Annotated in this window: 4 protein-coding genes; 3 read left to right on the top strand and 1 reads right to left on the bottom strand. The window is 64.6% G+C overall.

The window, feature by feature from the left end:
• A partial coding sequence (locus EN994_RS23590; protein WP_164746111.1) for an FUSC family protein occupies nt 1–1,326 on the top strand: 1,326 nt, incomplete at its 5' end.
• On the opposite strand, the gene EN994_RS23585 is transcribed toward EN994_RS23590, so the two are convergent.
• Entirely contained in the window at nt 1,323–2,447 is a 1,125-nt protein-coding gene (locus EN994_RS23585) for a DUF2336 domain-containing protein (protein ID WP_063167881.1), read from the bottom strand. The two genes, EN994_RS23590 and EN994_RS23585, sit on opposite strands and share 4 nt — an antisense overlap.
• A 151-nt stretch (nt 2,448–2,598) precedes the next feature.
• On the opposite strand from EN994_RS23585, the gene EN994_RS23580 reads away from it, so the two are divergent.
• Both EN994_RS23580 and EN994_RS23575 read left to right on the top strand, forming a co-directional pair.
• Nucleotides 2,599–3,051, top strand: a complete 453-nt coding sequence (locus EN994_RS23580; protein ID WP_063167880.1) for a MaoC family dehydratase — start codon at nt 2,599–2,601, stop codon at nt 3,049–3,051.
• Nucleotides 3,052–3,053: 2 nt separating this feature from the next.
• A partial coding sequence (locus EN994_RS23575) for an aldolase/citrate lyase family protein (RefSeq protein ID WP_245466069.1) occupies nt 3,054–3,396 on the top strand: 343 nt, incomplete at its 3' end.

The following is a 3,396-nucleotide window of genomic DNA, read 5'->3' as shown; positions in this document are numbered from 1 at the left end:
GGACAACTGCTCTCGGCGCTGTCGGCGGCACGTGCGTTGCATTCGCATGCCGCTCCGAAGAATGCGGCGCTCATTCCGGTGCGTTCGGAGTTGCAAGCCCTTGTCGGTGAAATGGCCGCGAAGCCCGGCGCGCTGGACGACACCACGCCTTGGGTGGCGCGGCTCGACACCATCTCGGCCAAGGCCCGGCAAATGCCCGATGCCTCGACCGACCAGGGCGACGACAGGGTCGGCACGATCACCCGCCTGACCATTGCCGCCGATTTCGCCGATGCGCTCAAGCAGGTGCTGCGCGGCCTCGATGCCCTGCGTGCGCCTGCCACGCGCCCGGCCAGGGGCAGCAGGCAGCCTGCGCTGGTGGTGCATCGCGATTACGCCGGCGCATCGCGCAACGCGGTGCGCGCTGCCCTTGCGACGCTGCTGGTCGCGGCCTTCTGGTTGACGACGAAATGGTCGGAAGCCGCCGGCACGGTCATTCTCGTCGCCGTCGTGTCGAGCCTGTTTGCTGCTCGCCCCGACCCTGTGCAGGTCGCCTGGGGTTTCTTCAAGGGAACGCTTCTGGCGCTGCCCTTTGCCTTTCTCGTCGGCCAGATCGCATTGCCCGCCCTGCCCGGCTTCGGCTGGTTCATGCTGTTTGTCGTGCCGATCCTGGTGCCGACGGCGCTGGCCATGGCCAATCCACGCTATGTCGGCGTTGCGACGGCTTTCGCCATCAACTTTCTCGCCTTCCTCAGTCCGCACCAGGCGATGACCTACGATCCCGGACCCTTCTTCGCCGGTTCGGCGTCGATCCTGGTCGGCATCCTGCTGGCGATCGGTGTCTTCATCGTCGTGCTGCCGGCCGATCCTTGGCTCGCGGCCAACCGCATCGTGCGCGCCATGCGTGAGGATCTGGCGCGGCTTTGCCTGCATGAGCGGGTGCCGAGGCGGTCGGCCTTCGAGAGCCTCGCCTACGACCGCATCAACCAATTGATGCCGCTGGTGCAGAATGCCGGTCAGAAAGGCGATGCGGTTCTGGGCGGCGGCGTCGCCGCCGTCACCGTCGGCCTGGAGGTCCTTCGGCTGCGCGATGCGAGCCAGAGCCATGCCATCCCATCCGAGACCGCGCTTTCGATCGCCAACTTCCTGAGAGGGCTGGCGCGCGAACTGCTCTTCCGCGCCCCCGGCGATCCGCAGACATCAACCGTCACCGTCGCCCGGCAATATGCGGCTGGTATTGCCCAGCGAAACGGTACCGGGGAATTGCTGCAGATCGCGGCATCGTTGCGCATCATCGCCGCCGCGATGGAGGATTTTCCGGATTTTTTCGCCAGGGATAAAGGCTAGGCGGCCGCTATCGCCAGCGCGTGGCCGCGTGCGTTTTCGCGCAGCGCGTCGAGATGGATCGACTTGACCAAGGCGGCGAGATCACCCTCGGCGGATTGACCGCCCACTTCCTTGAGCATCAGCCAGCTTACCTCCTGCACACCGGCGACGCGCTTGCCGTTGGCGACCTCGCGCCAGATCTTCAGCGCACGCAGGATGATGGCGTGCGTGGCGCCGGCGAGCCCGGCGCTGCGGAACAATGCCTGCAAAGCCACGTCGTGCCCGCCGGCCAGCAGCGCCCTAACCCTTTGTTCGGACTGCTGGCTGAGCGCAACCAGTGCCGAGCCGAAGAAATCGACCTTGCCATGCGCGATGGTGCGGATGAGGAAGCTCGCGGTGAGGTCGCCACGCAGCCTGAGATGCTCGATCAGGGCCGCATGTTCTTCCGTGCGCGTGCCTTCGATCAGCGTCACCGAAGCCTTGACGCAGGCGTCGCGCATGACGCGGTCGGCTCGCGCCGCGCCCATCATCGCCATCACCAGTGGCGACGTTTTCAGCATTTCGCCAAGCTTGACGAGCAGCATATGCCGGCAGTCGGCCGGCAGCCTGACATCCGATATCAGCGCCTCGCGCACCAGCGGCAGGTGCCCATGCCGTTCGGCCATGCGGCGGAAGCTGAGCGAGGCGATGTCGGCGCCGCTGTTGGCGAGCAGCACGGCGCAGGCGTCCGCCTCGCCGATCTCGGCGATGGCCGCCGACAGCGCCATCGAGACGAGCGGCCGGTCTGCGATCAGTTTTTGCGTCGCCTTCGGACTCGAAGCCACGCGGTTGATCAGGTCGGCGTCGGTGAGCAGCGGCGAGCGCGCCAGCACCACGCCGGCGACTTCCGGCTGGTCGGAGGCCAGCACGCTGATGATCTGCATTGGCGCGTGTTGGCTCATCGACAGCGCCTCGGCCATCGCCAGCCGCACCTTTGACGAGGCATCGTCGAGCAACAGTGTCAGCGCCGCCTCTGCGGCGCAGCGGTCCTCGAAGGGCAATTCGGAATTGATGTAGGCTCGGGCCAGAGCGCTCGCCGCCGCGGCGCGCTCCGACACCTTGGCCGTGTAGATCCATTTCAGGAAATGCGAAACAACAACCATGCCCGCCTGCTTACGCCCCTTGCCGGAAGGTTCCGACCCCACTGACGACCGTAGGCAGAATTGGTTTACGAACCGTTCACCATGTTCATTAACTGGCTTGCGAGGCTGATTTGCAGCGCCTATCAACCGTCAAGCACCTGAGGAGAGAGAAATGGCCGGACTTTATCTCGAAGAGTTCGTCGTCGGCCATGTCTTCCAGCACACGCTGCGCAAGACCGTTACCGAAAGCGACAACATGCTGTTTTCGGTGATGACGCTGAACCCGCAGCCGCTGCACATCGACTTCGATTTCGCCACCAAGAGCGAATGGGGCAAGCCGCTGGTCAATTCGCTGTTCACGCTCGGGCTGATGATCGGCATTTCGGTCAATGACATCACCGTCGGCACCACGGTGGCCAATCTCGGCATGAAGGAAACCGTGTTTCCGCATCCGGTCTTCCATGGCGATACCGTTCGCGTCGAAACGACAGTCATCTCGGTGCGCGAGTCCAGGTCGAAGCCCGATCGCGGCATCGTCGAATTCGAGCATCGCGCCTACAACCAGCATGGCGATCTCGTCGCCAAATGCACCAGGCAAGCCATGATGCTGAAGAAGCCGGCCTGATCATGCGCTCGCTGCTGTTCGTCCCCGGTGATTCCGAGAGGAAGCTGGAAAAGGGTTTTGGTGCCGGCGCCGACGTGGTCATCGTCGACCTCGAGGATTCCGTGGCGCCGCACAACAAGGCGCTGGCGCGCGTCGTAGCGGCGCGCTTCATCCTGGAACGCAGGGCACAAACGACTTCCGCCATCTATGTCAGGGTCAATGACCTCGCGACCGGGCTGACGGATGACGATCTGGCGGCGCTGGTTCCGGCGAAACCCGACGGCATCATGCTGCCCAAGTCGAACGGCGGCCAGGATGTGCAGCACCTGTCGGCAAAACTCAGGGTGCGCGAGGCCGAAAAAGGCC

It is taken from the genome of Mesorhizobium sp. M7A.F.Ca.CA.002.09.1.1 (genome assembly GCF_003998555.1).
Classification (GTDB): domain Bacteria; phylum Pseudomonadota; class Alphaproteobacteria; order Rhizobiales; family Rhizobiaceae; genus Mesorhizobium; species Mesorhizobium ciceri.
The sequence above is the reverse complement of the archived record's forward strand: the minus strand, read 5'-3'. Positions and strand labels throughout refer to the sequence as shown.

What these genes read in the sequence shown, in the direction of transcription:
- EN994_RS23580 (WP_063167880.1), top strand. Translation starts at nt 2,599, where the DNA reads ATGGCCGGACTTTATCTCGAAGAGTTCGTCGTCGGCCATGTCTTCCAG.
- EN994_RS23585 (WP_063167881.1), bottom strand. Translation starts at nt 2,447, where the DNA reads ATGGTTGTTGTTTCGCATTTCCTGAAATGGATCTACACGGCCAAGGTG.